The following is a 575-nucleotide window of genomic DNA, read 5'->3' as shown; positions in this document are numbered from 1 at the left end:
GCATCGTGGGGTAAGGGGATGGTGGCTACATATTGATGTTGTGCTGTTGCTTTTTACTGAAAGCTGCTACTAACGACTCATAAATCTACCCTTAATCGTGTATTGGATGATAGTTGCGGATTTTAGGTTAACTAACTATTCCCCAGAACCCCCACTGGTCTAACAAACGGGGGAAAACAAAATGGCTATTCTAAATGGACTTATCAAAAAAATGAGTGGATCGGCTGGTCAGTTGACTTTCAAGACTGTTAACGGTCGTACCGTAGTATCGGAGAAAGTGACCAAGGTACGCAACACTCGCACCAAGGGACAACAGCGTCAGCGCATGAAATGGGTGAACATCGTCCGCATGTATGCAGGACTCGTTCCGCTGCTGAAAAACGCCTTCGAGAGGAAAGCGCAGTACCACACCGACTACAACATGTTCGTCCGTGCGAACAGCGTGGCTGCTCCTGTCTATCTCACCAAGGCTGAATCGGATGGCGGCGCATGCATCGCAGCTCCCTATCAGATCACCCAAGGCACGCTGCCCTCTATCTCGGTGAAGGGTACTGGCGACAAGGCGGTGACCAGCA

The 575-nt window shown here is 50.1% G+C and carries 1 protein-coding gene; it reads left to right on the top strand.

Annotation, left to right across the window (positions count from 1 at the left end; genetic code table 11):
* Positions 1 to 181: 181 nt before the first annotated feature.
* Positions 182 to 575 (top strand): hypothetical protein (locus CIK90_RS03090; RefSeq protein ID WP_144007211.1); only part of this gene is annotated, 394 nt, incomplete at its 3' end.

The organism is Prevotella sp. P5-126 (genome assembly GCF_002251185.1).
Lineage (GTDB): Bacteria > Bacteroidota > Bacteroidia > Bacteroidales > Bacteroidaceae > Prevotella.
This window is presented reverse-complemented; position numbering and strand designations above follow the sequence as displayed.